The 23,808-nt window shown below is 66.5% G+C and carries 22 protein-coding genes and 1 tRNA gene; 13 read left to right on the top strand and 10 right to left on the bottom strand.

The window, feature by feature from the left end; all coding sequences use genetic code 11:
• Window positions 1–36 precede the first annotated feature (36 nt).
• Window positions 37–127 (top strand) — tRNA-Ser (locus tag AC3WMR_RS01110).
• A gap of 88 nt (window positions 128–215) precedes the next feature.
• Here AC3WMR_RS01110 and AC3WMR_RS01105 read toward each other — a convergent pair.
• The 4 genes from AC3WMR_RS01105 to AC3WMR_RS01090 all read right to left on the bottom strand — a co-directional run bounded on the left by AC3WMR_RS01105 (window position 216) and on the right by AC3WMR_RS01090 (window position 5,375).
• Window positions 216–1,844: a methyl-accepting chemotaxis protein gene (locus tag AC3WMR_RS01105; RefSeq protein WP_492262323.1), complete on the bottom strand. Its 1,629-nt coding sequence runs from the start codon at window positions 1,842–1,844 to the stop codon at window positions 216–218.
• 384 nt (window positions 1,845–2,228) lie between these two features.
• Entirely contained in the window at window positions 2,229–3,206 is a 978-nt protein-coding gene (locus AC3WMR_RS01100) for a Bug family tripartite tricarboxylate transporter substrate binding protein (RefSeq protein WP_492262322.1), read from the bottom strand.
• A 118-nt stretch (window positions 3,207–3,324) separates the two neighbouring features.
• A complete protein-coding gene (locus AC3WMR_RS01095; RefSeq protein ID WP_492262321.1) occupies window positions 3,325–4,233 on the bottom strand; it encodes a dihydrodipicolinate synthase family protein in 909 nt (302 codons plus the stop codon).
• Window positions 4,234–4,247: 14 nt separating this feature from the next.
• Window positions 4,248–5,375 (bottom strand): mandelate racemase/muconate lactonizing enzyme family protein, encoded by a 1,128-nt coding sequence (locus AC3WMR_RS01090; protein WP_492262320.1) that lies wholly within the window; start codon window positions 5,373–5,375, stop codon window positions 4,248–4,250.
• Between the two features lie 157 nt (window positions 5,376–5,532).
• Here AC3WMR_RS01090 and AC3WMR_RS01085 point away from each other — a divergent pair, with 157 nt between their 5' ends.
• Window positions 5,533–6,396: a LysR family transcriptional regulator gene (locus AC3WMR_RS01085; protein ID WP_492262319.1), complete on the top strand. Its 864-nt coding sequence runs from the start codon at window positions 5,533–5,535 to the stop codon at window positions 6,394–6,396.
• Here the strand turns inward: AC3WMR_RS01085 and AC3WMR_RS01080 are convergent.
• Both AC3WMR_RS01080 and AC3WMR_RS01075 read right to left on the bottom strand, forming a co-directional pair.
• On the bottom strand, window positions 6,393–7,592 hold the full coding sequence (locus AC3WMR_RS01080; RefSeq protein WP_492262318.1) for an amidohydrolase family protein: 1,200 nt from the start codon (window positions 7,590–7,592) through the stop codon (window positions 6,393–6,395). The two genes, AC3WMR_RS01085 and AC3WMR_RS01080, sit on opposite strands and share 4 nt — an antisense overlap.
• A gap of 56 nt (window positions 7,593–7,648) precedes the next feature.
• The gene (locus AC3WMR_RS01075; RefSeq protein ID WP_042884660.1) at window positions 7,649–7,849 is read right to left on the bottom strand and encodes a hypothetical protein; all 201 of its coding nucleotides are present in this window, start codon (window positions 7,847–7,849) and stop codon (window positions 7,649–7,651) included.
• Between the two features lie 189 nt (window positions 7,850–8,038).
• On the opposite strand from AC3WMR_RS01075, the gene AC3WMR_RS01070 reads away from it, so the two are divergent.
• Both AC3WMR_RS01070 and AC3WMR_RS01065 read left to right on the top strand, forming a co-directional pair.
• The gene (locus AC3WMR_RS01070; protein ID WP_492262317.1) at window positions 8,039–8,542 is read left to right on the top strand and encodes an ASCH domain-containing protein; all 504 of its coding nucleotides are present in this window, start codon (window positions 8,039–8,041) and stop codon (window positions 8,540–8,542) included.
• A 304-nt stretch (window positions 8,543–8,846) separates the two neighbouring features.
• Window positions 8,847–9,182, top strand: a complete 336-nt coding sequence (locus AC3WMR_RS01065) for a virulence factor (RefSeq protein WP_492262316.1) — start codon at window positions 8,847–8,849, stop codon at window positions 9,180–9,182.
• 253 nt (window positions 9,183–9,435) lie between these two features.
• Here the strand turns inward: AC3WMR_RS01065 and AC3WMR_RS01060 are convergent, their stop codons facing one another.
• The 4 genes from AC3WMR_RS01060 to AC3WMR_RS01045 all read right to left on the bottom strand — a co-directional run bounded on the left by AC3WMR_RS01060 (window position 9,436) and on the right by AC3WMR_RS01045 (window position 13,663).
• Window positions 9,436–9,684, bottom strand: coding sequence for a hypothetical protein (locus AC3WMR_RS01060; RefSeq protein WP_081821581.1), 249 nt, complete (start codon window positions 9,682–9,684; stop codon window positions 9,436–9,438).
• A gap of 298 nt (window positions 9,685–9,982) precedes the next feature.
• The gene (serS, locus tag AC3WMR_RS01055) at window positions 9,983–11,329 is read right to left on the bottom strand and encodes a serine--tRNA ligase (RefSeq protein WP_492262315.1); all 1,347 of its coding nucleotides are present in this window, start codon (window positions 11,327–11,329) and stop codon (window positions 9,983–9,985) included.
• A 42-nt stretch (window positions 11,330–11,371) separates the two neighbouring features.
• The gene (locus AC3WMR_RS01050; protein WP_492262314.1) at window positions 11,372–12,712 is read right to left on the bottom strand and encodes a replication-associated recombination protein A; all 1,341 of its coding nucleotides are present in this window, start codon (window positions 12,710–12,712) and stop codon (window positions 11,372–11,374) included.
• Between the two features lie 159 nt (window positions 12,713–12,871).
• Window positions 12,872–13,663 (bottom strand): deaminated glutathione amidase, encoded by a 792-nt coding sequence (locus AC3WMR_RS01045; RefSeq protein ID WP_492262313.1) that lies wholly within the window; start codon window positions 13,661–13,663, stop codon window positions 12,872–12,874.
• A gap of 185 nt (window positions 13,664–13,848) precedes the next feature.
• Here AC3WMR_RS01045 and AC3WMR_RS01040 point away from each other — a divergent pair, with 185 nt between their 5' ends.
• The 9 genes from AC3WMR_RS01040 to AC3WMR_RS01000 all read left to right on the top strand — a co-directional run bounded on the left by AC3WMR_RS01040 (window position 13,849) and on the right by AC3WMR_RS01000 (window position 23,665).
• Window positions 13,849–15,117 carry an amino acid deaminase gene (locus AC3WMR_RS01040; protein ID WP_492262312.1) on the top strand — a complete coding sequence of 423 codons (1,269 nt, stop codon included), beginning with the start codon at window positions 13,849–13,851 and terminating at the stop codon, window positions 15,115–15,117.
• Window positions 15,118–15,228: 111 nt separating this feature from the next.
• A complete protein-coding gene (locus tag AC3WMR_RS01035; RefSeq protein ID WP_492262311.1) occupies window positions 15,229–16,788 on the top strand; it encodes an ABC transporter substrate-binding protein in 1,560 nt (519 codons plus the stop codon).
• A 94-nt stretch (window positions 16,789–16,882) separates the two neighbouring features.
• Window positions 16,883–17,824 carry an ABC transporter permease gene (locus AC3WMR_RS01030; RefSeq protein WP_025136906.1) on the top strand — a complete coding sequence of 314 codons (942 nt, stop codon included), beginning with the start codon at window positions 16,883–16,885 and terminating at the stop codon, window positions 17,822–17,824.
• A gap of 126 nt (window positions 17,825–17,950) precedes the next feature.
• Window positions 17,951–18,817, top strand: coding sequence for an ABC transporter permease (locus AC3WMR_RS01025; RefSeq protein WP_492262310.1), 867 nt, complete (start codon window positions 17,951–17,953; stop codon window positions 18,815–18,817).
• A gap of 2 nt (window positions 18,818–18,819) precedes the next feature.
• On the top strand, window positions 18,820–19,827 hold the full coding sequence (locus AC3WMR_RS01020) for an ABC transporter ATP-binding protein (RefSeq protein WP_025136904.1): 1,008 nt from the start codon (window positions 18,820–18,822) through the stop codon (window positions 19,825–19,827).
• Complete coding sequence (locus tag AC3WMR_RS01015) at window positions 19,824–20,825, top strand: ABC transporter ATP-binding protein (protein WP_175190873.1); 1,002 nt, start codon at window positions 19,824–19,826, stop codon at window positions 20,823–20,825. The genes AC3WMR_RS01020 and AC3WMR_RS01015 overlap by 4 nt, the downstream gene beginning before the upstream one ends.
• 37 nt (window positions 20,826–20,862) lie before the next feature.
• Window positions 20,863–21,735: a MurR/RpiR family transcriptional regulator gene (locus tag AC3WMR_RS01010; RefSeq protein ID WP_025136902.1), complete on the top strand. Its 873-nt coding sequence runs from the start codon at window positions 20,863–20,865 to the stop codon at window positions 21,733–21,735.
• 14 nt (window positions 21,736–21,749) lie between these two features.
• A complete protein-coding gene (locus AC3WMR_RS01005; protein ID WP_492262857.1) occupies window positions 21,750–23,237 on the top strand; it encodes an N-acyl-D-amino-acid deacylase family protein in 1,488 nt (495 codons plus the stop codon).
• Window positions 23,234–23,665 (top strand): RidA family protein, encoded by a 432-nt coding sequence (locus AC3WMR_RS01000; RefSeq protein WP_492262309.1) that lies wholly within the window; start codon window positions 23,234–23,236, stop codon window positions 23,663–23,665. Before AC3WMR_RS01005 ends, AC3WMR_RS01000 begins: the two co-directional genes overlap by 4 nt.
• Window positions 23,666–23,808 lie beyond the last annotated feature (143 nt).

The following is a 23,808-nucleotide window of genomic DNA, read 5'->3' as shown; positions in this document are numbered from 1 at the left end:
TGCGCAAGACCAGACGCCGTTACGGAATCCAGCCACGGAGAGGTGGCAGAGTGGTCGAATGTACCTGACTCGAAATCAGGCGTACGGTATCCCCGTACCGTGGGTTCGAATCCCACCCTCTCCGCCAGTATTCCAAAAAGGCCAATCCCTCGGGATTGGCCTTTTTCTTTCTCAGCCCAACGTCTCAGCCCAACGCCCGCAGGCGCTGGACAGACTCAGTACGCCGCGATTCGCAGCGCGGGGCCCGACGGATGGTCGGTCGACCCCGTGGAAGCCACGGCCGACCGGCCCGCGACCTGGCTGCCGGCCGGCAGCTTGAAGGCGCTGACGGCTCGCGTGAGTTCCGCCGCCTGGTCCTGCATGGAACCCGCCGCCGCGGCGGCCTCTTCCACCAGCGCGGCATTCTGTTGCGTCACCTCGTCCATTTGAGAGACAGCGCGGTTGACCTGCTCGATGCCGTCGGCCTGCTCGGCGGAGGCGGCGGCGATCTCGCCCATGATGTCGGTGACGCGCTGCACCGAACTCACGATTTCCTGCATCGTCGCGCCCGCGCGCTCCGCGCTGCCCGAGCCCTGGCGGATCTTGGACACGGTGTCTTCGATCAGGACCTTGATTTCCTTGGCCGCCTGCGCGCTGCGCTGCGCCAGGGTGCGCACCTCGGCCGCGACCACGGCGAAGCCCTTGCCTTGCTCGCCGGCCCGCGCCGCTTCCACCGCGGCGTTCAAGGCCAGGATATTGGTCTGGAAGGCAATGCCATCGATCACGGAAACGATATCGGCGATCTTGACCGAGCTGGCCGAAATGGCGCTCATCGTGCTGACGACTTCGGAGACCGTGGCGCCGCCCCGCGATGCCGTGTCCGACGCCGCCGCGGCAAGCTGGTTCGCCTGCCTGGCGCTGTCGGCATTCTGCTTCACAGTGGACGACAGCTCTTCCATGGACGCGGCGGTTTCTTCCAGCGACGCCGCCTGCTGCTCGGTACGGGAAGACAGATCGGCATTGCCGGCCGCGATCTCGCCCGAGGCGGACGCAATGCTGTCCACCCCGGTGCGGATCCTGGCGACGGTGCCCACCAACGTGGCATTCATGGATTCCAGCGCCTGCATCAGTTGGCCGATCTCGTCGCGCGAGCTCACGCTGATGGCGCTGGTCAGATCGTTGGCGGCCACCGTGCGCGCCACGCGCACCGCCTGGGACAACGGCCGGGTAATGCCGCGCGTCAGCAAGACCGCCAGCAGCAGGCCGCTGACGACCGCGATGGACCCGATGGCGATCATCCAGAAATTGGCTACCCCATAAGCGCTCTCGATCTCGGCGCCCTGGGCGTCGATGTCGGCACGCTGCAGATTGGACAGCTTCGTGATCTGGTCGATGAACTGGCGCGTGGCCGGCAGGAACTCCTGCGTGAAGATCTTGTTGGCGGCTTCGACATTGCCTTCCTGCTTGGCCTTGAAGATGCCATCGCGCGTACGCAGGTATTCCGCCCGCGATTTGCCGATGCCTTCCCAGAGCTGCCGCTCTTCGGGGCTTTCGATCATGGGTTCGATCTTTTGCTGCAACGCTGACGAATTGCGCGTGGACGTGGCGGCCTCTTCCGCGAAGAAGCCAGCCAGGCTGGCGTCGGCGCTCTTGGCGATCGCGGTGGTTCGCGTGACGCCGCTCTGGATATTGCGGGCCCAATCGCTGATCAGGCGTTCTTTGATCAGCGACCGCTGCGTGACGGTCTCGACCGATGCGTTGATGTTGGCCAGGCTGACCAGACCCACGATGCACATCGTGATGATCATGGCCAGCAAGACGGCAAATCCACCCGCCAGGCGGGTTCCAAGCTTCCAATTATTCATACTGCCTCCAGCTACCACCCGGGCAGGATTGAAGGCGCGTTCCGGCGGCTGCAGTGACATCGCATGAAACTGCGCTGCCAATGTCGACCAGATGCCCGCAAGCCCTGGATGGTCCGCCCCTAAATATTAGTCATCATGCATCAAGGAAAATGCCGCCGGAGAGTTCGAATTCGAGGGTTCTCGCGAGGGTCCCGATGATGCTAGCAGTCCGGATTTCGCCGACAACCGGCGAAATGCAGAACTATTTGACGGAAGTTCCCCTGTTTGACTCGCCCGCCCCGGCTGGCGAGCGTCCATCTTGCCTGCGCCGGTATCCCTGCGCGTTGACGACGCGCAAAAAAAGGCGGCCTGACAGGCCGCCTTGCTGGGAGACACCGCGCCCGCTCAACCTTCGGCCACGATCTTCGCGTCCTGGATGGTCTTGGCATATTTGCGCTGCTCATCCCGCATGAAATCGGCAAAGCGCTGCACACTGCCGCCGCCATCCTCGGCCCCCACCTGCGCCAGTTTCTCTTGCACCTCGGCCATCGCCAACACCCGGTCGATGTCCTGATTCATGCGCTGGACCATGGCGGCAGGCATCTTGGCCGGGCCGACCATGCCGAACCAGATACTGGCTTCGAACCCGGGATAGCCTTGCTCGGCCACGGTGGGCACGTTGGGCTGGCTCTTGGACCGCTGCTGCAAAGTCTGCGCCAGCGCAATCACCTTGCCCGACTGGATCAGCGGCGTGGCGGTGGTCATGCCTTCGAAGCAGTACTGCACATGGCCGCCCATCAGGTCGTTCATCAACGGCGCCGACCCCTTGTAGGGCACATGCAGCACGTCGATACTGGCGCGCGCCTTGAAAATCTCCAGCGCCAGGTGCTGGGCCGAGCCGCTGCCCGCGGACCCGAAGATGATCTTGCCCGGCTGGGCCCGGCACAGCGCCACCAGGTCCGGCAGGGTCTTGGCGGGCTGGTCCGCGCCGCCGATCAGCAGCGTGGGGGTCTTGCCCACCAATGCGATGGGCGAGAAATCCCGCTCGGCCGAATAACCCAGCTTGGGCTGCAGGCCCGGCGCGATGCCGTGGCTGTTCACGTGGGCCATCAGCAGCGTGTTGCCGTCACCCTGCTGGCGCGCCACCTGTTCGGCCGCGATGATGCCGGCCGCGCCCGCGCGGTTTTCGACGATCACCGGGATGCCCCACATCACGCCCAGCTTCTGGCCCAACAGGCGTGCCAGCACGTCCGTGCCGCCGCCTGCCGGAAACCCCACCACGATCTTGACCGGACCGGGCGGCAGATCCTGCGCCCGGGCCGACGGCAGGACGAGCGCCGCCCCCAGCGCCGCGGCGCCGGTAATGAAATGCCTACGTTGCATGCTTGTCTCCTCGCGCGCCGGGTTCATGCCCGGCGACTGTTTAAGTAAGCCCTGCTTGCCGCCCGCCTGGCCAGCCGCGATGCAGCGTGCCTCTCGGGCGGCTTGTCCTGCCTGTGACTTAAACCACCGGCGCCGCCAGGCGCTGTGCCAGTTGCGCCGCCTGCGCGTCGGTCAATTCCACCAGCGGCGGCCGCACCGTTGCCCACACCGGATCGTTGCGCCGCTGCGCGATCGCGGCCTTCATGGCCGGAATCATCGGATACGCCTGGAAGATGGCGCGGGTGTCATTCAAGGCACGCTGCCGGTCTTCTGCGCCCGTCTCTTGCCACGACCGGTACAGCGCCACGATCGGACCGGCATTGACGTTGCCGGTGGCGGTGATGCAACCCGCGCCACCCGCCCGCATCGTCTCCAGCAGCACGGTTTCCGTACCCGCGAACACGTCGAAGCCGCGCGGTTGGAAATCGCGCAGCATGGCCTGGGTGTTGGCCCAATCGCCCGAGCTGTCCTTGATGCCGGCAACGATGCCGGGAAATTCTCCCAGCAGGCGGTCGATCAGCTCCAGGCTGATGGGCACGCCCGACACCGGCGGGATGTGATACAGGTAGATGCGCAGACGCTCATCGGCCACCCGCTCGATCACGTGCGCAAAGGCGCGGAACAGGCCTTCGTCGCTGACGCCCTTGTAGTAGAAAGGCGGCAGCATCAGCACCCCGCCGCAGCCCGCGTTGACCGCATGGCGGGTCAGCTCCACCGCATCGGGCAGCGCGCACGCGCCGGTGCCCGGCATCATGCGAGCAGCCGGCAGGCCGGCATCCAGCAAGGCATCGAGCAGGTGGCGCTTTTCGGCCACGCTGAGCGAATTCGCCTCGGAGTTCGTACCGAAGATTGCCAGCCCCGCGCCCTGTTCCAGCAGCGCGCGGCAGTGCCCGACAAAGCGCGGCGCGCTGGGCGACAGGTCCGCGTTGAAGGGCGTAAGGACCGGGGAATACACGCCTTGCGGCCGGTCCGCGGCTTGGATGCTCATGAATGCTCTCCTCGTCAGCGGCCGATGCGGGTCCATTTGCCGTAACGCTCGACCATGCGTTCGTCGAAACCGAATCCCAGGCCGGGTTCCTGGTGCAGCACCACGCGGCCTTCCTTATGGGTCAGTTGACGATCCACCAGCTTGCGGAAATTCAGGACCTGATCGTCCCAGAAAAACTCAACATAGCGCGCATTGGGCGTGGCGGCCACCAGCGGCGCGTGCACGTCGTGGAACCAGTGCGGGCATACCACCACGCCATAGCTGGCGGCCGTGGCGGCGATGCGCTTCCATTCGGTAATACCGCCGCAGACGGCCGCGTCGGTCTGCAGGATGCCCGCCGCGCCCTTGTCCAGCAGTTCCTTGTGGTACCAGCGGCCGTAGCCGATCTCGGCCGTGGCGATGGGCAGGTGCGTCAGGCGCGCCAGCTTGGCGTGGCTGTCGATGTCGTCCGGGCCGAACGGCTCTTCGATGAAATAGGGTTCGTACTGCTCGAAACGGCGGATGTACTGCATGGCCTGAGTCACGTCCTGCCAGGCGTTATTGCAGTCCATCATCAGTTCCACGTCCGGCCCCACGGCTTCGCGCGCGGCCTTCAGCCGCGCCTCTTCTTCGCGCGGCGACAGACGGCCCGTCTTCATCTTGACGGCTTTGAAGCCCTTGGCGACGTAGCTGGCCATTTCCTCGCCCAGGTGCTGCGGCGTCTTGCCGTCCAGGTAATAGCCGCCGCTGGCGTAGGCCGGCACGGTTTCCAGTTCCATCGCGCCCAGGAACTTGTGCAGCGGCAGGCCGGCGCTCTTGGCGTTCAGGTCCCACAGGGCGATGTCCAGTGCGCTGAGCGCGCGCATCACCGTGCCCTGGCGCCCTTGCAGCAGCGCTTCCTGGTACATGGCCTGCCATAGGCCTTCGACCGCGTGCGAATCGCGGCCCAGCAGCACCGGCGCCAGCAGGCTCCGTACCGCGGCTTCGAAGATCTCGCCCCCGGCGCTGCCGACGTAGCAAAAGCCGATGCCTTCCACGCCGTCGGCGCTGCGGACCTTGACCAGGCCGTAGTGGCGCGTGGACACGGTGCGGTTCGAAAACGAAGTGACCTTGTCCAAGGGCACCGCGGCGGCGCAAACGTCGATGGATTCAATGATGGGCACGGCTGGCTCCTGATAAGGGAATAGTGCGGGTTACGACGCCGGCGCGCTTTGCGCCGGCGCAACGCTGAACCGCATTCTTGCCCTCAGCAAAGAAACAAACAATTATCTTGAACCATCTTTAGAATATGGAAAAAACATCTTTTAAGAGCGCGCGCCCGTGGATTCGAGATTCCTGCAGACCTATGTACACGTGGTGGAACTGGGTTCCATCGCACAGGCGGCCCGCCACCAGGGGCTGACGCCCGCCACGGTGCAGCAGCGGCTGCGCGCCCTGGAAGCGGACATGGGCAGCGCGCTCATCGCGCGGTCGGGCCGCACCGTCAAGCCCACCGCGGCCGGCACCCGCATCCTGGAACGCGCGCGCAACGTGCTGCGTGACCTGCGCGACCTGCGTTCGGCCGCCACCGAATCGGACCTGCCCGCCGGCCCGCTGCGCCTGGGCGCCACGCCCACGGCCCTGACCGGCATCATGCCGCCGATGCTGCGCACCTGGGCGGCGCGCCATCCACATATCGAGATCTACATCGAACCGGCGCCCACCACCCTGCTCTACAGCAAGGTGCTGGCCAGCGAACTGGACGGCGCGCTGCTGGTGCACCCCATGTTCACGCTGCCGAAATCCTGCGTCTGGCGCGACCTGCGGCGCGAGCCGCTGGTGCTGGTGACGCCGGTGGACATGGTGGTGGACGACCCGCTGGCCGTGATCGCGCGCGAACCCTATATCCGCTATGACCGCAGCGTGGTGGGCGGCCGCATGGCCGACGACTACCTGCGCGCCCGCAACCTGCGCCCGCAGGTACGGTTCGAGCTGGACGGCATCGATTCCATCGCCAAGCTGGTGTCGGAAGGGTTGGGCGTGGCGCTGTTGCCCGATTGGGCCACCACGGGCGCATCGACCGCGCCCGTCAAGCGGTGGCCGCTGCCCTCGCCCTGCCCCACGCGCACGGTCGGCGCGATCTGGCCGCGTTCGGGCGTGCGCTCGGAATTGATGCGCGCCTTCGTGGACTTGGCCGAGCGCTAGGCCGCCAGATCGTCCAGCAATTGGCCGTGGCGCGCCACGATGCGACCCCTCGACACCACCAGACGGCGCGGCGCGCGTTGCGCCACGGCTTCGGCCACGCCGCTGGCCTGTACCAGTACCAGGTCGGCGCGCGCGCCCGGCGTCAGTCCGTAATCGGCGAAACCACAGGCACGGGCCGCGCTGGCGCTGACACAATCAAACGCCCATTGCACTTCGTCGTCGCGGCGCAGGTCGTTGCGCAGGCCGATCATCATGGCGCGCGCCAGCATGTCGGGGCTGCCATAGGGCGTCCAGGTATCGCGGATGCCGTCATTGCCGCCAAAGATCGTCACGCCGGCCTCGCGACAGGCGCGCACGGCGGGCACGGGACGCGACGGCGGCGCCGTGGTCAGCACGGCCACGTCCAGCGCGGCCATGCGCTTGAGCAGGCCGTCCAGACGCTTGGCATCGACCCCGCCCAGACAGAATGCATGGCTGATGACGACCCGGCCGGCCAGGCCCAGGGCCTCGGTGCGATCCAGGATCAGGTCGAGTGTGAAAGCGCCCAGGTCGCCAGGCTCGTGCAGATGAATATCGACGGGTTTGCCATGCTTGTCGGCCAGGCCGAACAGCACGTCCAGCGACTGCGCCGGATCGCGATCGATGGCGGACGGGTCCAGCCCGCCCAGCACGTCGGCGCCTTGCGCCAGCGCCTCGTCCAGCAACGCCGCGGTGCCGGGCCGGATCAACAGACCCGACTGCGGAAACGCCACGGTCTGGATTTCCACCCGCCCGGCCAGCGCCTCGCGGGTCTGGTGCACGCCATCCAGATGGCGCAGTCCGGCGTCGGTATCGACGTCGACATGGCTGCGGATGCGGGTCGTGCCTTCGCGCAGGAAGGCCAGCGCCAGGGCCCGCGAATGCGCGGCAGCATCATGGCCACTGGTGGCGCGCCAGGCACGTTCATTGTCGATGCGGTCGGTCAGGGCCGGCCCCACCTGGTTTACGTACCAGGGCGAATCCCAGGTGGTCTTGTCCAGATGGGTATGCCCTTCCACCAGGCCCGGCAGGAGCAATGCGCCCTCACCGGACTCTCGCGGCACCTCGGCAGGCGCCTGCAGGTTGGGGCCGATGCGTTCGATACAGCCGCGGCTTACCAGCACGTCGGCCGCGGTGCCATCAGGCAGGCGAACGTTGTTTAACAACAGGTCAGTCATGGCGGCGTCCTAGACGCGCAGCGCTGGCGGTTCGCGGCAAACAACGCCGCGCCGGATCAAGCTTGCTGCGGCGGTTCGATCCAGAAGAAACGCTGCCCCTGGCGAATCATGTCGGCCACGCCTTCGGCGCCCAGGCGATAGTCGGTGCCCATGAGCGTAGCGCCGCCGTCTTCGTGGATATGGATGACGGCCAGCGGGTCGGAGGCCATGGTGTACCAGTAGTAACCGGGCTTGAGATCATGCAGGTCTGTGTTCATGGTTCGAGTATACAAACAACGTCCAGGCGTATTCAAAAAGACACACAATTAACCCTTTGCCTGACATGGCGGCGACGACGCGTCATACTGTTCGTGCGAGGCTTATATAGCCCGCCATGTTGGCACGCGTCGACTCGGCCGCAGCATCATTAGCGCGCAAGCGTTGATCGTGAGGGGAACAGCGAGCGTATGAAAAGGCAGGCACTTCAATTCAGCGAGCCGCTCAAGCAAGCCATCCTGGACGGCTATAAGGTGCAAACCCGGCGCATCGTCAAACCGCAACCCACCAAGCCCACCACCGCCTGGTATGCGGATGCATCCGATTCCGGGAAATGGGTCGCGATGGGGCCCGCCAAGGAAGGCTCGGCAGAACTGCGCAAGACCTCGCCATGGGTCAGTTGTCCATATGGCAAATCCGGCGAGAGCATCAGCCTGGTGGACGAAACGGGCAAGCCGTTTGCCACCGCGGTCGTGGTGGGCGTACGCATCCAGCGCCTGCAGAAACTGTCGGACGCCGACGCCCGCGCCGAAGGCACGCAAGCGCTTTACCAATCCTCGGCACTCTTGCCAGGCGTACCCCTGCAAACCGCGTTTGCCTTGACTTGGTGCGAACGCTATGGCGCGCACGCCTGGGCCGCCAACCCCTGGGTCTGGGTGGTGGAATTCCGCTGCCAGCAACCCGGCGAAGCCTGACCCGCGTCCAGGGCAGCCGTACTGGTGTTGTCATCACGGGAATCGCGGCACCCTGATGGTGACTACCTGTAACCCAACCCCTCGGGTCCAGGGCAAGCCGCCGTATTTCAGTCGATTTCAACTGCGGGTTTACCAGAGAGGCGCGAATCTGCGGCAATGCAGCAAGCGGCCCGCCCGACGGGCGACAGCCGTTGCGGATTGTCGCTATTGAGGCAGGCCTGCTTACCCACGCAGAACCGAAAAGACCGAAAATGGGCCTAACGAATACTCAACTTTGCTGCGTCACGCAGTAGGCAGGTGCAACATGAAAAAATGGCTAATCGCAGGTGTGGGTGCAGCGGGTCTGCTGATCTCCAGCGTCGCGTTGGCTCGCGTGGACGTCGGGATTTCCATCGGTGTGCCCGGGGTGGTCTACCCGGCCCCGGTGTATGTCGCCCCCGCCCCCGTCTATGTCGCGCCGGCGCCGGTCTACGCGCCGCCGCCCCCGGTCTACTACCGTCCGGCGCCCGTCTATGTCGCGCCCCCGGTGGTCTACCCGGCTCCGGTCTATATCCGCGGCGGCGGCTACTGGCGCGGTCACGGCTACTATCGCGGCCCCGGCCCGGGCTACTACCACGGCCGCGGCGACTGGCGCCGTTGATTCCCCGCCGGCAGCTCCTGCCGGCGCACCGCTCAAAACAAAGGCCACTCTAACGAGTGGCCTTTTTTTCTGCGGGGCAATTTCCGGTACCCCGGAGAAAGCGTGTCAGGCTGCGGGAGCCTGGACGGGTTTGCCTGCCGAGACGACAGGCGGATGCTGCGGCGCCGGGGTGGGCTTGCCATCAGCCCAACGCGACGATTCCTGAACAAGATCGATCCAGCGGCGCGGTGCACTCGACGCCCGCCACCAGCCATTATGCGGACGCATGAGCAAACTCCGGTTCACCGTTGAAACGCACACCATTGATTTCTTCAAACAATTGCCGGCTTTCCTGTTCTGCTTCGTGCAAGCTTGCGAACGGTACCTGTCCCGGTACCGTCCAGCATTTTTCCGGTGCGGTTCCGCCTACGCGGCGAGTCCATATCTGCACGCGGAAGCCCTGCTCGTCATCTTGAGCCACAGAGCATCTCACACGAAAATCTCCAATCATTCTTGAAGTCATGGACAACTCCTTGTTATATAAGTGAATGAAGCGTGTAGAACGCATGCGTATTGTGCCGTAACTATCCGGCCCTTTTATTGAAAATACACAATTGCTCACATCAAAATCAAGCACTCATGCGTTGAGCATAATCTCCCAACAAGTCAGAAATATGTCTCGATGATAGGCAGGCGGGGTTATTCGCTCCATCCGCCTTGTGGCGTATGGCGTACGCCAGGACAAGCCATTCCTTGCCGGCAGCAATAAAAAAAACGGAGCCGAGGCTCCGTTTTTTATTCTGCAAATACCTCGACAGGCGTCAGGGCTTCAATACCGTCAGGCCGCCCATGTACGGCTGCAGCGCTTCGGGAACCAGGACGCTGCCATCGGCTTGCTGGTGGTTTTCGAGCACGGCCACCAGCGCGCGGCCCACCGCCAGGCCGGAACCGTTGAGCGTGTGCACGTATTCCGGCTTGCCCTGGGCATTGCGGAAACGCGCCTGCATGCGGCGGGCCTGAAAGGTTTCGCAGTTGGACACCGACGAGATCTCGCGCCAGGTGTTCTGTGCCGGCAGCCAGACTTCCAGGTCGTACGTCTTGGCAGAGCCGAAACCCATGTCGCCCGTGCACAGCAGCACCACGCGGTACGGCAGGCCCAGCAGCTGCAACACGCGTTCGGCGTGACCGACCATGTCTTCGAGCGCAGCGTAGGACTGGTCCGGTTGCGTGATCTGCACCATTTCGACCTTGTCGAACTGGTGCTGGCGGATCATGCCGCGGGTATCGCGGCCACCGCTGCCGGCTTCGGAACGGAAGCACGGCGTGTGGGCGGTGAGCTTGAGCGGCAGGTCGGCGGCGGCCTGGATGGTGTCGCGCGCCACGCTGGTCAGCGTGATTTCCGAGGTGGAAATCAGGTATTGGTCTTCGCGCACGAAGGGCTTGCCGTGCTCGTCGACCTTGGGATCGTCGTCGCCGCCGCCCTTGGATACGGCGAACATGTCGTCCTTGAACTTGGGCAGCTGGCCGGTGCCGTACAGCGTCGAAGCGTTGACGATGTACGGCGTGTAGCACTCGGTGTAGCCGTGGGTACCGGTCTGCAGGTCCAGCATGAACTGCGACAGCGCGCGGTGCAGGCGGGCGATGGGGCCGCGCATGAACGAGAAGCGCGCGCCCGACAGCTTGGCGGCCATGTCGAAATCCAGGCCCAGCGGTTCGCCGATGGCCACGTGGTCGCGGGCCTCGAAGGCCAGCGGCTGCGGATTGCCGTCGGCGCCGGCCGCGGCGGGCAGCCAGCGGCGGATTTCGACGTTGTCGTCGGCCGATTCACCCAGCGGCACGCTGGCGTGCGGCAGGTTCGGCACCGACATCAGCAGCTCGTTCAGCGGCTGCTGCAAGGAGGCCAGTTCCTCTTCCAGCTGCTTCAGGCGTTCGGGCACGGCCTGCGATTCCGCCATGACGGCGCTGGCGTCTTCGCCCTTGGCCTTGAGCTGACCGATCTGCTTGGCCAGCGCGTTGCGGCGGGCCTGCAGGGATTCGGTTTCGGTCTGGACGGCCTTGCGGCGAGATTCCAGCTCGTTGAACCGTTCCGTGTCGAAGGACACGCCACGGCTCTTGAGGCGGTCTACGACGGTTTGCAGGTCTTTGCGCAGCAGTATCGGGTCTAGCATAGTGGTGTCGGTGAGGTTGCGAGAAGCAACGGGCGGCGCCCGTTACCGTTTCTTGGCACGTTCTTCTGCGTCCAGCTGGCGCAGAAATGCCAACTTTTGCTGGATTTTAGCCTCCAGGCCGCGATCGGTTGGCCGATAGAAGGACGGATTGAGCCCATCGGGGAAATATTGCTCGGCCGCGGCGTAGCCATGGGGCTCGTCGTGGGCATAGCGGTAGGCCTTGCCGTGGCCCAATTGCTTCATGAGCTTGGTGGGCGCATTGCGCAGATGGATGGGCACCGGCGCGCTGCCGTGCTCGGCGGCGAACTTGCGGGCCTGGTTGTAGGCGTTGTAGACGGCGTTGGACTTGGCCGCACAGGCCATGTAGACCACCGCCTGGGCAAGCGCCAGTTCGCCTTCGGGTGAACCCAGGCGTTCGTAGATGTCGGCGCCGTTCACGGCCAGGTCGGTGGCGCGCGGGTCGGCCAGGCCGATGTCCTCGACGGCCATGCGCACCAGCCGGCGCGACAGGTACTTCGGGTCGGCGCCGCCGTCGATCATGCGGCAGAACCAGTACAGCGCGGCGTCGGGGTTGGAGCCGCGCACCGACTTGTGCAGCGCGCTGATCTGGTCGTAGAAGGCATCGCCGCCCTTGTCGAAGCGCCGCAGGTTCTGCGATAGCGAGATTTCCAGCCACTCGGCATCGACCGTGTCGCGGCCGGCGGACTGGGCGGATTCGGCCACCACTTCCACGGCGCTGATGAGGCGGCGCGCGTCGCCGTCGGCCCAGGCGGCGAGTTGTTCGCGCGCATCGGGCGCGATGTGGATCCGGGCGTCGTCTTCCAGGCCGTCGTTGAGCGCTTGGGCGGCGCGGTCGACCAGTTGTTGCAGTTCTTCGGCGGTGAGCGACTGCAGCACGTAGACGCGGGCGCGCGACAGCAACGCGGAATTGACCTCGAACGAGGGGTTTTCCGTGGTCGCGCCGATGAAGGTGAACAGGCCGCTTTCGACGTAGGGCAGGAAGGCGTCCTGCTGCGCCTTGTTGAAGCGGTGCACCTCGTCGACGAACAGGATGGTGCGGCGGCCCTGGCCCTGGGCCACCTGGGCCACCGTGACCGCGTCGCGGATGTCCTTGACCCCGCCCAGCACGGCGGAAATGGCGATGAACTGGGCGTCGAAGCCGTCGGCCATCAGGCGCGCCAGCGTGGTCTTGCCCACGCCGGGCGGCCCCCAGAAGATCATGGAGTGCGGACGGCCGGATTCGAAGGCGACGCGCAGGGGCTTGTCGGGGCCTAGCAGGTGCGACTGGCCGACCACGTCGGCCAGCGAACGCGGGCGCAGGCGTTCAGCCAGCGGCACATAGGGCCGATGCGCAGGATCGGCCGCGAAGAGATCGTTGCTCATTGGCAGCAGATGGGGGAAGACGGCAAGGAAATCAAGCCAGTATTACACCATGCCGGACCGGCCGCCTGCCGCGGGTCGGGGGCCGGCCCTGCTGCCGATTTCAGCGTGGCTCTCCCCCTTGCGCCACCACGCGGCCCGGCTTGCGGGCCGCGTCAGCCGTCAGGCCAGTTGCGGCGCCGCGAAACGGCGGTTGGCCAGCACCGGCAGCACCTTGCGGGCATGCGCCAGGCGTTCCGGGTCGATGTCCGCGAACACCAGGGCCGGCGCCTCGCCGGCCTGGGCCGTGACCACGCCCAAGGGGTCCACCACCATGCTGCAGCCGATATTGCGCTCGCCGCATTCGCCGGTGGCCGCGATGTAGCAGGTGTTTTCCAGCGCGCGGGCCGTGACCAGCACTTCCCAGTGTTTTTCCTTGAGCGGGCCGCGGACCCAGGCTGCCGGCAGCACCAGCAGGTCGGCGCCGTCAAGCGCCAGGCGCCGCGCCAGCTCGGGAAAGCGCACGTCGTAGCAGGTCATCAGGCCGATCTTCAGGCCGCCGAGTTCGAGCAGCGGCGGGATGTCATTGCCCGGGGTGACGTTGGTGGATTCCTTCATGGTGAAGGCGTCGTACAGGTGCAGCTTGCGGTACTGCGACACGATGCGGCCGTCCTGGATCGTGACCAGCGTGTTCCAGACGCGGCCTTCGCCGGTCGGCACGTGCACGCACATCATGGTCGCCAGGTCAGAACCCCGGCTGGCCTCGAGCAAGCGCGCCATGAAGGGGCCGTCCAGCGGCTGCGCGGCCTTCAGAACGATCTGGGGATCGGTGATATCGCGCGCCAGGATGCCTTCGGGCAGCACCAGCAGGCCGGCGCCGCCCTCGCGGGCGCGCCGCATGAGATCGACACAGACCTGAGCGTTTTCTTCCCAGACGCGGCTGACGGCGAACTGGCCCAAAGCGACTTTCAGCATGACTCTTCCTTGTGTGGGGCAACGGGCGGCAGGCCCGCGAATTCCTCGGCGAATCGCCTATTGTCGCGCCAACCGGTCCGACCCGCCGCCTACGGGTAACTCCCAACTGCCGCTTGTAAATTCTTTTCACGATAATGAAAAAAAACGGATTTGCCGTAAATATTTTCCATAAGCAGGCGCCCACCATGACCCATTCCTCCTCCCCCGCAGCCCCTCTGGACGTCAACGGCAAAGGCCTGGGCGCCTTCCCCGAGGCCTGTACGACCGCCGACGTGGCGACGCTGAACTGGAACCTGCTGGCCGAAGACGTCAGCCTGCCCGTGGCGGTGCTGTACGAGGCCCGGGTGCGGCACAACCTGCAATGGATGCAGCGCTTCATGGAAGCGTATCGCGTCAAGCTGGCGCCGCACGGCAAGACCACCATGAGCCCGGCGCTGTTCAAGCGCCAGATCGACAACGGCGCCTGGGGCATCACGCTGGCGACCGCCCCGCAAGTCGCCGCCGCCTATCAGCACGGCATCCGCCGGGTGCTGATGGCCAATCAACTGGTCGGCCGCGCCAACATGGCCTTGATCGCCAAGCTGCTGCGCGACCCCGCCTTCACCTTTTTCTGCATCGTCGACTCTGCCGCCAATGCCGCCCAGCTGGGCCGCTATTTCGGCGAGCAAGGGCTGGTGCTGCCCGTCCTGATCGAGCTGGGCCCCACGGGCGGGCGCACCGGCGTGCGCGACGACGCGCAACTGCAGGCCGTGGTCGAGGAAATCGGACGCTGGCCCGGCCTGGCCCTGGCCGGCATCGAAGTCTACGAAGGCGTGTTGCAGGAAGAGGCCGCCATCCGCGCCTTCCTGCGCCGCGCCACCGACGCGCTGCGCGGCCTGGCCACCGCCGGCCGCCTGCGCAAGCACGGCCCGGCGCTGATCTCCGGCGCCGGGTCGGCGTGGTTCGACGTGGTGGCCGAGGAATTCTCGCAGCTGGACATCGGCGCGCCGCTGGAAATCGTGCTGCGTCCGGGTTGCTACCTGTCCCACGACGTGGGCGTCTACCGCTCGGCGGCCGAACGCATCAACACCCACAACCCCGTGGCCCACAAAATGGAGCCGGGCCTGCAGCCCGCGCTGCAAGTCTGGGCCTACGTGCAATCGCTGCCCGAGCCGGGCCGCGCCATCGTGGCCATGGGCAAGCGCGACGCGGCCTTCGACGCCGGCCTGCCGACGCCGTCACTGCACTACCGCCCCGGCCAGGCCGCCCCGCAGGGCGCGCCCGCGCAATGGAAGCTGACCGCCATGATGGACCAGCACGCCTTCATGCAGATCGGCGAGGCCGACGACATCCAGGTCGGCGACATGATCGCCTTCGACATTTCCCACCCCTGCCTGACGTTCGACAAGTGGCGCCAGGTGCTGCTGGTGGACGAGCAGTACCGCGTCACCGACGTGGCCGAGACCTTCTTCTGAACGCCCCCTGCCTGACGCATCAGCGCCAGGCCCCAAGGGGGCACATTGGGGAACCCGGCGCCTTTTCCGAATTACGCGACAACCTGTTTTTGACCCTCTGGAGAGAGAATCATGAACTTCCGTACCTCCCGGCGAGGCGGTGGGCTGAAGAGCCTGCTCGCGGCCGGCGCAATTGGCTTGACCGCATTGTCGACCCCCGCCCTCTGTGCCACGCCGGTCAAGGGAGGCACGATTTCGGTGGCCACCATCGGGGAGCCGCCGACGCTGGATCCGATGAGCAGCACCGCCGACCTGGTGGGCATCCTGACCCAGCATTTCTTCGAAACGCTGTACACCTTCGACGCCAAGTGGAACCTGACCCCGCTGCTGGCCGACAAGATGCCCGAGGTGACGCCGGACGGCCTGGTCTACACCATCGCCCTGCGCCAGGGCATCTCGTTCCATGACGGCTCCAAGATGGATTCGTCGGACGTGCTGGCCTCGCTCAAGCGCTGGACCGAGACCGCCACCCGCGGCAAGATGGCCGCCAAGGTCATCGCCAACATCGAAGCGCCCGACGCCAACACGATCCGCATCACGCTCAAGCAGCCCTACGCGCCGCTGACCGCGCTGCTGGCCATGAACAACGCCGCCGCCGTGATCATGCCCAAAGGCAAGATCGCCCCGGTGCTGACCGAGATCGTCGGCACCGGCCCCTACCAGCTCAAGGCGCGCGTGCCGGACCAGTACATCCAGCTGACGCGCTTCGAAGGCTACAAGCAGCGCGAAGGCGAGCCCGACGGCTACGGCGGCGCGCGTAAGCAATACCTGGACGAAATCCGCTTCGTGCCGGTGGGCAACGCCAACACCCGTTCCGAAGCCGCCGCCGCGGGCCAGTTCGACTACGTCGATTCGCTGCCGGTCGAAGCGCTGGACAAGCTCAAGGGCGGCCGTTCCGACCCGGTGATGCTCAAGCCGTTCGGCTGGCCCCGCCTGGTGCTCAACACCAAGCAAGGCATCATGTCCAACCTGGCGGTGCGCCAGGCCGTGCAGTTGGCGCTGAACGAAGAAGACATGCTGTACGCCGCCTTCGGCAACAAAGAGTTCTACAAGCTCAACGGCGACCTGTATCCGGAAGGCTACCCCTGGGCCACGTCGCTGGGCGGCAAGGTCTACAACAAGGCCGACACCGCCGCCGCCAAGAAGCTGCTGGACGGCGCCAACCTGCAAGACAAGAAGATCCGCATCCTGACCAGCCAGCAGTACGAGTTTCACTACAAGATGGCGCTGGTGGCCGCGGAATACCTGAAGGCCGCCGGCTTCACGGTGGACATGCAGGTGGTGGACTGGGCCACGCTGACACAGCGCCGCCAGGACCCCGCCGTGTGGGACATCTTCATTACCCATAGCGTATTCCTGCCCGAACCGGCGTTGATCGACTTCCCGTCCAAGGACGCCCCGGGCTGGTGGGACACGCCGCGCCGCGCACAGGTGATGGACGCCTTCAACCAGGCCCGCACCCAGGAAGAACGCGTCAAACGCTGGGCCGACGTGCAGCAGGCCGTGTACGACGAAATCCCCTTCGTGAAGGTGGGTGATTTCAACGCCCAGGCCGCGCGCTCGCCGTCGTTGCAAGGCGTCAAGCCCGCCCCGTGGCCGTACTTCTGGAACGCCTGGAAGTCGGCGAAGTAACAGCCGCCCCCGCAAGCCAGGCCCCGGGATGGGCCGACACCGGCCCATCCCGCCCGGCGCCTGCCATCCGCGCACTGATCTTTAGGATTCCACTGTGTTGCGTTATCTCTTGAACCGGCTGATCGGGCTGGTGGCCGTGATGTTCATCGTCGCGACCATCGTGTTCGTGATCATCCGCGTCACGCCCGGCAACCCCGCGGCCGTGATGCTCGGGCCCCAGGCCAGCCAGGCGGACATCGCCGCGCTGGAACATCAACTGGGGCTGGACCGCCCCCTGCCCGTGCAGTACGTCTCGTGGCTGGGCAAGCTGGTGCAGGGCGACCTGGGCCAGTCCATCTTCATGAACAAACCGGTGCTGTCGGCGCTGGCCGATCGCGCCGAACCGACCCTGCTGCTGACGCTGATGTCGCTGCTGATCGCCACCGCGATCGCATTGCCGGTGGGCATCCTGTCGGCGGTCAAGCGCGGCACCACGCTGGACCAGTCGGTGCTGTCGTTCTCGATGTTCACGTCCAGCGTGCCCAGTTTCTGGCTGGGCCTGTTGCTGATGCAGCTGTTCTCGGTGAAGCTGGGCTGGCTGCCGGTGTCCGGCTATGGCGGCCCCGATGCGTCGCTGGCGACCCGCGTGTCGCACCTGATCCTGCCCGCCGTGGTGCTGGGCCTGGTCAATTCGGCGCTGATCACCCGTTTCATCCGCGCCAGCATGCTGGACGTGCTGCGTGACGACTACGTACGCACCGCCCGGGCCAAGGGCCTGCCGGAAAGCAAGGTCATCCTGAAGCACGCCGTGCGCAACGCGTTGATCCCGATCCTGACGGTGCTGGGCTTGACAACCGCCCTGCTGATCAGCGGCGCCGTGGTGACCGAAACCGTGTTCGGCCTGCCTGGCGTGGGCAGCCTGGTGGTGTCGGCCGTGCTGCGCCGCGACTACCCCGTCATCCAGGGCGCGCTGCTCATCATTGCCGCGATCTACGTCCTGATCAATCTGTTCATCGACCTGCTCTACCTGCTGGTCGACCCCCGAGTGCGTTACTGAAAGCATGAATCCCACCCCCGACGCGCCTATGGCGCCTCCCCCTCAAGGGGGAGCCCCCAGCGGCCCGGCAAAGCCGGCTCCGCGGCGGCCCCAAGCTGATGTGCCGCGAATGGAGCGGCTGAGATAATGAACAACACTCCTGCAACTTCCGGCGTCGACCGCTGGCAGGTCCTGCGCCTGCTGGTGGCGCGCAAGACGGTGCTGATCAGCCTGATCGTCATCGTCGTGCTGGTGGCCGCCGCGCTGCTGGCCCCCTGGGTCAGTCCGTTCGACCCCTACAAGCTGTCGATCATGAACCGGCTCAAGGCGCCCAGCGCCACCCACTGGTTCGGCACCGACGACTTTGGCCGCGACGTGTTCAGCCGCGTCATCCATGGCGGCCGGCTGTCGCTGATGGTGGGCTTCTCGGTGGTGATCCTGTCCAGCGTGCTGGGCATTGCCCTGGGCTTGATCGCGGGCTTTTTCCGGTCGGCCGACAAGTTCGTGTCGCGCCTGATCGACGCCATGATGGCCTTCCCGGACATCCTGCTGGCCATCTCGCTGGTGGCCGCGCTGGGGCCGTCGCTGGTGAACGTGGTGATCGCGCTGGGCATCGTCTACACGCCGCGCCTGGCCCGCATCGTGCGCGCCTCGACGCTGGTGATCCGCGAACTGCCGTTCGTGGAAGCCGCCCGCGCCCTGGGCGTCAGCACCTGGCGCATCGTCACGGTGCACGTGCTGCGCAACCTGCTGTCGCCCATCCTGGTGCAGGGCACCTTCATCTTCGCCTACGCGATCCTGGCCGAAGCCGGCCTGTCGTTCCTGGGCGTGGGCGTGTCGCCCGACATTCCCACCTGGGGCACCATGATCAACGCCGGCCAGCAGTACATGGGTTCGGCCGACTGGATCATGATTTTCCCCGGCATCGCCATCGTCCTGTCCGTGCTGTCGCTGCAATTGGTCGGCGACGGACTGCGAGACGTCCTCGACCCGCGCCTGCGCAAGGAGCTGTAATCATGACCGCAAGCACCCGAGACGTCGTGCTGTCGGTGGAAGGCCTGAAAACCTGGTTCCACAGCCGCGACGGCATCGCCAAATCGGTGGACGGCGTCACCTTCGACCTGGCCCGCGGCGAAACGCTGGCCATCGTCGGCGAATCCGGTTCCGGCAAGTCCGTGACCAGCCTGTCGATCATGGGCCTGTTGCCCAAGCCGGCCGGCCGCATCGAGGCGGGCAAGATCCGCTTTCGCGATCGCCGCGGCCAGGAACACGACCTGGCCCACGCGTCGGCCTCGACCTTGCGCCGCATCCGCGGCGCCGAGATCGCGATGATCTTCCAGGAACCCATGACCAGCCTGAATCCGCTGTACACGGTGGGCGACCAGATCGCCGAGGCCGTGCTGCAGCACGAAGGCGGTTCGCACGCGGCGGCCATGAAGCGCGCCCGCGAGATGCTGGACCGCGTCGAGATTCCGGCGGCCGACCGGCGCGTGAACGAGTATCCGCACCAGATGTCGGGCGGCATGCGCCAACGCGTCATGATCGCGCTGGCGCTGGCCTGCAACCCGGCGGTGCTGATCGCCGACGAGCCCACCACCGCGCTGGACGTGACGGTGCAGGCGCAGATCCTGGACCTGCTGCGCCGCCTGCAGGCCGAGATGAACATGAGCATCCTGTTCATCACGCACAACCTGGGCGTGGTGGCCGAGATCGCGCATCGCGTCGCTGTCATGTACGCCGGCCGCGTGGTCGAGGACGCCGGCGTCTACGACCTGTTCGAAAAACCTACCCACCCCTATACCCGCGGCCTCTTGTCCTGCCTGCCGACCGCGGCGCTGCTGGCTTCGGGCGAGCGCCTGCGCGCCATTCCGGGCAACGTGCCCAGCGTCCTGTCGCTACCTGCCGGCTGTACGTTCGCGCCGCGCTGCGAGCTGGCTGACGACAATTGCCTGCGCGCCGTGCCCGACCTGGTGACGGTGCAGGACCAGCACCGCGCCCGCTGCATCAAGGTGACCCCGCTATGACCGCAAGCCCCCAGCCCATCCGCGCTGCCGATCCGCTGGTGCGCATCGAGGACCTGAAGGTCCATTTCCCCACGTCGCAAGCTCGCAACGCCCCGGTGGTGCGGGCCGTGGACGGCGTCAGCTTCGACGTGCCGCGCAACACCATCGTCGGCCTGGTGGGAGAATCCGGCTCCGGCAAGACCACCACCGGCCGTGCCCTGCTGCGCCTGTTCGCACCCACCGCCGGCCGCCTGCTGTTCGATGGTCAGGACATCACGCACCTGTCCGAAAAGCAGATGCTGCCCTGGCGCCGCCGCATGCAGATCGTGTTCCAGGACCCCTACGCCAGCCTGAACCCGCGCATGACGGTCGCCGAGATCCTGGGCGAGGCGCTGGACACCCACCGCCTGGCCCAGACCCGCCGCGACGCGCGCATCGGCGAATTGCTCGAACGCGTCGGCCTGAACGCCGACCACAGCCGCCGCTACCCGCACGAGTTCTCGGGCGGGCAGCGCCAGCGCATCGGCATTGCCCGCGCACTGGCGGTAGAACCGGACTTCATCGTGGCCGACGAGCCCGTGTCGGCCCTGGACGTGTCGGTACAGGCGCAGGTGCTGAACCTGCTGCAGGACCTGCAGCGCGACCTGGGTCTGACCATGCTGTTCGTGGCGCACGACCTGGCCGTGGTCGACTACCTGTGCGACGAAGTGGTCGTGATGTACCTGGGCCGGGTGATGGAACGCGGCCCGACCAGCGAGGTCTATGCCCGGCCGCGCCATCCCTACACCCGCGCGCTGCTGTCGGCCGCGCCGGTGCCGGATCCGCGCGCACCGCGTTCGCGTATTCTGCTCAAGGGCGACATCCCCAGCCCGGTCAACCCGCCGTCGGGATGCGTATTCCGCACCCGCTGCCCGCACGCCATCGAGGCCTGCGCCACCACCGAAGCGCGCGACGTCAATGTCGGGCCAGGCCACTTCGCGGCCTGTTCGCGCCTTGGCGACCCTGAGCTGGCCGCGTAGGGGCACACGCCCGCCCGAATCGATCCAGGAATTGCACATGAACATCATCCGCGACATCGTCTTCCAGATCCGCAGCCGCCGGGACGACCTGAGCGTGACCGAGCGCAAGGTGGCCGACGCCATCCTGGACAACATCATCTGGAGCGCCAGCGCCACCGTCGACCAGCTGGCGGCCAAGGCCGGCGTCAGCATCGCCACGATCTCGCGCTTTGCCCGCACGGTCGGCTGCGACGACACCCGCGACCTGAAGATGAAGCTGGCCCAGGCCAGCACCGTGGGCAGCCGCTTCCTGGATCAGAACGCCCCGGCCGAGGAAAGCACGTTCTACGCACGCATCTACGCCGACATCGAAAGCACGCTGCGCGCCCATCTGCCGACCTTCACCGAGCCGCTGTTCGAGGCCGCTGCGTCCATCGTCGACGGCGCCCGCATGATCTACGTATTCGGCATGGGCGGCGCGTCGGCCGTGCTGGCGCAGGAAGTGCAGTCGCGCCTGGTGCGCCTGGGCTATCCCATTGCCGTCTACAGCGACGCCGTGCTGTTGCGCATGGTCGCCGCCACGCTGGACGAGCGCGACGCCGTGCTGGTCCTGTCGGCCTCGGGCCTGACGCCGGAAATCGTCGGCGCCGCCCGCATCGTCAAGCAATACCGTGCGCGCCTGGTCGCCATCACCGACGCCACCTCCGAGCTGGCCAAGCTTGCCGACGTGGTGCTGCCGATCCGCACGGACGAAACCGACTTCATCTACAAACCCTCGGCGTCGCGCTACGCGATGATGCTGGCCATCGACCTGTTGTCCACCGAACTGGCCATGCTGAACCAAGAAGAAAACCGCGAACGCCTGCGCCGCATCAAGCTGGCGCTGGACGAGCACCGCGGCGGCCCCAACCGGCTGCCGCTGGGCGATTGAACCTGGAAACCATGATGTACGACACCCTCATAGGCAACGTCCGCGTCCTCGACGGCTCGGGCGGCGCCGACTACGTCGCCAGCGTCGCGCTGGCCGACGGCCGCATTGCCGCCATCGGCGAACTGCCCGGCGCCACGGCACGCCAGGTCATCGACGGCAGCGGCCTGGCGCTGGCCCCCGGCTTCATCGACGTCCACACCCACGACGACACCAACGTCATTCGCACCCCCGGCATGCTGCCCAAGCTGTCGCAGGGCGTGACCACCGTGGTCGTGGGCAACTGCGGCATCAGCGCCTCGCCCGTCTCGCTGCGCGGCGACCCGCCCGATCCGATGAATCTGCTGGGGCAGCGCGACGACTTTGCCTACCCCACCTTTGCCGCCTACACCCGCGCCATCGAAGCCGCGCAACCGGCGGTGAACGTCGCCGCGCTGGTGGGCCACACCGCCTTGCGCAACAACCACATGGACCGCCTGGACCGCGCCGCCACCCGCGACGAAGTCCTGGCCATGCGCGAACAACTGCGCGACGCCCTGGCGCACGGCGCCATCGGCCTGAGCACCGGCCTGGCCTACGGCTCGGCCATCGAAGCCGACACGGCCGAGGTCAAGCTGCTGGCCGAAGCCCTGGACGAATTCGGCGCGCTCTACACCACCCACCTGCGTTCGGAATTCGCCGCCATCCTGGAAGCCATGCAAGAGGCCTTCGACATCGCCCTGCACGCCCGCGTGCCGGTGGTGGTGTCGCACCTGAAATGCGCCGGCGCCGGCAACTGGGGCCGCACCAGGGAAGTGCTGTTCACGCTGGAAAACGCCGGCCGCCTGCAACACGTCGGCTGCGACTGCTACCCCTATTCCGCCAGCTCGTCCACGCTGGACCTGAAACAGGTCACCGACGAATTCGACATCGACATCACCTGGTCCGTGCCGCACCCCGAGCAGGCCCGCCGCAAACTCGCCGCCATCGCCGCCGACTGGGGCGTCAGCCTGCTCGAAGCCGCCCAGCGCCTGCAACCCGCCGGCGCGGTCTATCACAACATGCACGAAGACGACGTGCGCCGCGTGCTGTCGCACCGCCTGACCATGGTGGGCTCGGACGGCCTGCCCAACGACCCCATGCCGCACCCGCGCCTGTGGGGCGCCTTTCCCCGCGTGCTCGGTCACTACAGCCGCGACGTCGGCCTGTTCCCCCTGGCCGAAGCCGTGCACAAGATGACCGGCCTGTCCGCCGCCCGCTTCGGCCTGGCCGAACGCGGCCTGATCCGCCAAGGCTTTCACGCCGACCTGGTGCTCTTCAACCCTGACACCGTCATCGACCGCGCCACCTTCGCCGCCCCCGTCCAGACCGCCGCCGGCATCGAAGCCGTCTGGGTCAACGGCGCCCTGTCCTATCACCAAGGCCAGCCCACCGGCGACCGCGCCGGCCGCTGGTTGCCCCGCAACGGCGACCTGCGCGCCAGCTTCGCCGCGTCCACCCCCTCTTCCTCCCAGGAGCCCACATGAGCAACGCCCCCACCCCCGACAACAACGGCATCACCCGCTACGGCGTCGCCGGCGGCACCGGCCAAGGCGGCTCCCACATGCCCTTCGCCCGCGCCGTCGCCGCCGACGGCTGGCTCTACGTCTCGGGCCAGGTCCCCATGGAAAATGGCGAAGTCATCGAAGGCGGTACCGTCGCCCAGTGCCACAAGGCCATCCAACAAGTCCTGGCCATCCTGCAGGAAGCCGGCTACGGCCCCGAACACGTCATCCGCTGCGGCGTCTGGCTGGACGACGCCCGCGACTTCCCGTCGTTCAACAAGGTGTTCAAGGAATACTTCGGCAACAACCCGCCCGCACGCGCCTGCGTGCAGTCGCCGCTGATGGTGGACGCCAAGGTGGAAATAGACTGCGTGGCGTATAAGCGCCCCCACGCTGCGCTCACTGCGTGAGCTTGCTGCCCCCCAAGGGGGCTGCCCGGCCTTCGGACGGCCGTGCGACTGGGAGATGAGCCCCCACGCTGCGCACTTCGCGCTTGCTGCCCCCCAAGGGGGCTGCCCGGCCTTCGGGCGGCCGTGCGGCCGGGCGACTATCC

The organism is Achromobacter sp. FW305-C-28, assembly GCF_058783235.1.
This window is presented reverse-complemented; position numbering and strand designations above follow the sequence as displayed.